This is a genomic window from Verrucomicrobiia bacterium, assembly GCA_026414565.1.
In the GTDB taxonomy this organism is placed as follows: domain Bacteria; phylum Verrucomicrobiota; class Verrucomicrobiia; order Limisphaerales; family Fontisphaeraceae; genus Fontisphaera.
The window spans coordinates 1-4,869 of the sequence record JAOAIT010000069.1 but is presented as its reverse complement, the minus strand read 5'-3'; the positions used below and the strand labels follow the sequence as shown (position 1 = coordinate 4,869).

Below are 4,869 nucleotides of genomic sequence, written 5' to 3'. Positions count from 1 at the left end.
GCGTACAAGTTGCCCGCCTTGTCCGCCGCCAACACCGGCAGATCGCGGCGGCCGGAAGAGAGGGCGCGGCCCAGGGAGCGCCATTCGGACGGCATGCCCACGCGTTGGTGTACGGTGCCATTGCCGCTAATGACATAGAGGGAGCCGTCCGCCAGGGCCAGGCCGCTGGGGGCTTCCAGGTCATCGTCGCTGATGCCGCCGCCGGCCCAGTTCTGGCCGCCGTCGGTGGAAACGCGGTACGCGCAGCGGGTGGGCGCGCCGTGCCGGTACACCAAATGCACCGACTGATCCTTGGGACTGACAAAGACATGGCTGTACACATGATCGTTTTGGCCCTTGGGCAGGCCGCCCGCCACATCGGGGTCCGGCAGGCTCACAAACTGGTCTGTGCCCGCCCGGCGCAAGCGCAACCCCAGCCAGCCGCCCTGCGCGCCGCCGCGGCGGCAAATGTAGATGTTGTCCCTGGCGTCAATCGCCATGGCAGTGTCGCGCTCGACGCCCGGATCGAGCGTTTTCCAAGCGCCATTCTCGCGCCACGCATAACCGCCATCCACCATCACGTGCGGCTGCCGGCGGGAGTCCACCACCACTTCGGGGTCGCTGCGGTGCGGACTCTTTGCACGCAGGCCGGTTGCCTGCTCCGGCGCCCAGGCCGACGCCCCGGCGGGGCGATGCCGGTAGTAAAGCGCGCCGTCGCGCACATAGACCAGATGCAGGCCCCCCACGGCATCCGCGGCCAGGTCAGGATAGGCGCCGTCACCTACCCGCTCCGGCTGCAGGGCGGGCACGGCGCCAGCCAAGGCAGCGGGCAAGAAAACAACAAGACAAAAACGGACCAGGGGAAGGTGGTGTAAGGAGGATCTCATAGGGCGCATGTTGTGGTGGACTCAGGGAGTCCAACGATACATCACGTTCTTGGTGTAACCGTCGTCCTCGATGAAAATCAGGTACTCGCCGTTGGCGCGGCGGAAAACATTCAGGCTGTGCACCATGTCCTGCAGGGCGTCCATCGGCACCGCCCCGGTACGGAGGCCGTCCGGTTGCAGGTGCCCCAGGTAACGCCGGTCACGCTTGTCGAATACCATTACCGTGCCCGGCGGCATTTTGCGCGAGGGCAGTTGCCCGGCATAAACTACGAAAACAAAGTCACCCTCCACCGCGAAATCAAACGGCTCGTAGGATTCGTGCCCGCCCCTGCCTTTTTCGTGCGGCAACACCTCGTGCCACGCCAGCCGGCGCTCGCCGTGCCAGGCGTCAAAGCGCGCCAGGTTCGGCCCCATGGGCTTCCAGTGCTCCGCCCGGGCCTCCGCGGTGGAGCCGCCCAGGTACATTGTGTCCGTGGCGCGGTCATACACAATGCGCCGCAGCTCAGTAAATGGGGCGGGCACAGGAAAGCTCTTGCGCTCCGCCGGCCGGTACACCGGCACGCCATTAGCTTGAACTTCCGCCAGCGGATAGTGGAAAATCCCGCCGCGCAACGGCGCCTGCCACACGCCACCGTTGGGTTCCACAAACCAGCCCCGCGTCTCGCCGGACGGACTGGGCGCGCTCTCGCCGGTGTCCTTGCGCCCGTTGCCGTTCACGTCCACCCACAGCTCTTTGGTGCTGAAGTGCGCGCAAAACACGGCGATCTCGCCCTCGCGCCGCGGGTCCAGGCGGAAGACGTACAGGTTGCCGCCATTCATGTCGGGCATGAACAGATACGCCTGCCCCTGCACCACGCGATGCCACCCCCCGCCAATGGCCGCTGACTTCAGGCGCGGATCCTCCGGGTATTTCTCGGGATGCAGGGTGATCGCCGCCAGCGACCACTGTTGTCCCGGCGGCCGTGACAAATCGAGGGTGTACCGGTATTTGCTGCCAAACAACACCGTGCCGTCGGTGGACCGATCCACGTCCACCGTGTCGAGCCATTCGGTGCTCATCACCCGCCAGTTCAACCGGCCGTTGGGGGCGTAGCTTTGAATGATTGCCGTGCCGCCGTGCGTGCCGGCATACGGACCGCAGGCCACATACACGTTGCCCTGCGCGTCGCCGCCCACGCCGATCGGCGCGATGAACCGGCGATCGCCAAATGCGCCCGGTGTGCGGCCGCCAAACACTCCGCCTGCCTCACCCAGGGTCCGCTCCAACTGCGGGGTGCGGTCCAGTTGCCGGTAAATCAGCACCTGCCGGTTGGTGCCGGCATCGGCCACCAACAAGCGCTGGCCGGGGGTGATCGCCACATCCGCCGGCACCACGCCCGCCGGCAGCTTCACCACCTGCGGCAAAGCCCGGCCCTGCGCGTCAAAGCGCCGCACTACTTTGGCGTCGGTGTCAATCACCCACACGTTGCCGGAGGCGTCCGCGGCCAGCTCCCCCGGCGCAGGGGCCGGCCATTCGCTCACCGGTTGCAATTCCACGTCAAACACGCGCACGCGGCCGTCGGCGCAGGCCACAACAACGCGGTCCTCAGTGGCGGTAACGCCGCGAATTTTCACGCCAATTTCCGCCCGCTTCTCAGTCGTGCGCGCAGCAATATCTGTGCGGTCACGGCGGGCCAGGTTGGTGCCCATCACCTTGCCGTCGTGATCGCCCGGGCCGCTTTTGCCGGTGGCAAAAAAGACGTACCGGGAATTGGCGGCGATGGACTCGCCCACCAGGCGGTCAATGCCGCCGCGTTTCCAATGCGCGGTTTGCTGCACCAGCCGACCGTCCTTGAACGCGGCGATGTTTCCCCGGTGCTCCTCCCAGCCGACCGTCGTATAGACCGTCCCGTCGGCGGTCACACAAATGTCCTGCACGTCCTGCGGCACCCAGCCGGCGTCGCCACCGGAAAAGGTGTTGCCGATCCATGAGACGGTGTAGCGCAAGGGCGCGGGTGCGTTGGTCTCCGCGCCCAGCACAGCCAGGCCGCAGATCAGCAACCCCCCGCTTAGCCAAGCCAAAGCAGCCAAAATGCTCCGATCGAATGGTTTCATTGCGTCCTATTTTTGCGGTTAACGCTGCTTTCCAACACCAACACCCAGTCATTGCCCGGCTGTTCCTCGCCGGGCGGGTCAAAAAGGCGGCGTCCCTGGTTGTCCACCTCGCCCAGCTCCGTGTATTGGCCGGTGCGCGGATCAAACCACAAGGCCCGCACCCGCTCGCCCGGGATCTTGCCCATCTGGATTTCCAAGGTGCGGCCCGTGGGCGTGTAGGCCATGGCATAACCCTGCCCGCGCAGCGCCAGACACATTTCCCACGGTTTGGTTTGCTCGAAGGCCAGCAGGGACAAGTCGGGCTGCTGCGTGAGGAAAGGCCGCGATTCGATCAACTTTCGCAAGTACCCCATCTGGCGGGCGCTGGGGGCATCCAGGGCTTCGTACCAGTACGCTTTTGGCTTCCATTCACTTGCATATTTGGGTGAGTGCATCTGCCAGATGCTGTGATGCCCATAGGTATGTCCCGCCGCCCCGGCAAACACTGCCCAATACCCCGCCCGCCGCGCGTCGTCGTCGGTGGCCATCGTGGGCGGGCGTCCGTGCCGCACCCCGGGGTAACTGCTCTCCAGGTCAATCACCGGCCGGGTGGGCTTCATGGTGTAGGCATGCTCGACCAGCAGCCAGTTCATGGCCCAACGCCCGTGGCCGGATTGCAGGGCGTGGAAATCCAGCCATGGCTCGTCATTGAGAAACCAGGCCGTGCTGCCCGGCCCGCTGGTATGATAGGTCATCAGCACCTTGGAGTAATCTTCCGCGCCGCTGACGCCCACCGCGATGCCGCGCGCCATCGCCCGCCAAATCGCCTTGGCCGCGTCGGTGGGCGAGGCCTTGTCGCCGCCCAAAATCCAAATGATGTTGGAGTGCTCCTTGAACCGCCCGCCGATGAAGCGCCCGTAGGCCTCCGCATTGGTCACGTTGAAGAAGCCGTCCACCAGGCCGTTTTGCCAGTCGGATATCACGTATTTGCCCCACGTGGGCAGCAACCCCACATACAACCCGTGCTCGGCGGCCAGCCGCAACACCCGCTCCACATCGTCCCAATAATCATTGTCTGGGCCGTCCTTGACGATGGGCCGGTCCGGTCGCTGCGGTTCGATGGGGAAATGGCCGAAAGCGTTGGGCTGATCAAAGCGCAGCTCGGCCAGCACCACCGTTTGAATGACCGTAAAACCCTTGTCGCGCCGGTCGGCAAAGTAGCGGCGCATCTCCGCCTCATTCAAATCATGAATCAACTGCCAGGCGGTGTCGGCCAGCCAGAAAAAGGGCCGGCCTTCAACCGTGACCAGAAAGCGTTGGTTGTCGCTCACGCGCAATGCAGGCAGCGGGGCTGCCATGGCCCCAGCCGCCACCAGCATGGTCAGCGCCAGAAGGCCCGCCCGCCCCAAAAGGAATGGAGCATTCATCGTCCTGAACTGTTGATCAGTACCACGCCCGGCATCCGGGCCCTTACCCGGCTTCACTTTCATAACCCGAGCCAAATAATGCAAGGAGTGGGTTTCATTTTCGTGCGGCCACCCTATCGCCTGAATCCCAGGCGTTTCTTCCTGTCTTGAAGCCCAAAACTCCCAGCATCCTAAGTTGCCCCCTGCCAAGGGTTGGTTGGGCAATGCCTCAGATAATTAGCCTTCGCAACTCACTTGGCATTCCCTGCCGGGCCGGCGGCGCCGGACCGGTTCTCTCAATCCCGTTGGTTGGCGCGGATAACCACGCGCGTTTCCCCTGCCGGCGCGGGCAGGCGTTGCTCGCCAACCCACTGGCCATTCAAGCGCGCATTCCAGCGCCCGCCAAAACTGGCCGCGTACAAGTTGCCCGCCTTGTCCGCCGCCAACACCGGCAGATCGCGGCGGCCGGAAGAGAGGGCGCGGCCCAGGGAGCGCCATTCGGACGGCATGCCCACGCGTTGGTG

At 64.9% G+C, this 4,869-nt stretch carries 4 protein-coding genes; all 4 read right to left on the bottom strand.

Annotation, left to right across the window (positions count from 1 at the left end; genetic code table 11):
• On the bottom strand, positions 1–812 hold an 812-nt coding region (locus N3J91_16320), incomplete at its 3' end, for a hypothetical protein (protein MCX8157978.1).
• 75 nt (positions 813–887) lie between these two features.
• Positions 888–2,960 carry a hypothetical protein gene (locus N3J91_16315; GenBank protein MCX8157977.1) on the bottom strand — a complete coding sequence of 691 codons (2,073 nt, stop codon included), beginning with the start codon at positions 2,958–2,960 and terminating at the stop codon, positions 888–890.
• Positions 2,957–4,366, bottom strand: coding sequence for a glycoside hydrolase family 140 protein (locus N3J91_16310; GenBank protein ID MCX8157976.1), 1,410 nt, complete (start codon positions 4,364–4,366; stop codon positions 2,957–2,959). Before N3J91_16310 ends, N3J91_16315 begins: the two co-directional genes overlap by 4 nt.
• Positions 4,367–4,641: 275 nt before the next feature.
• Positions 4,642–4,869: hypothetical protein (locus N3J91_16305; protein MCX8157975.1), on the bottom strand; the 228-nt coding region annotated here is incomplete at its 5' end.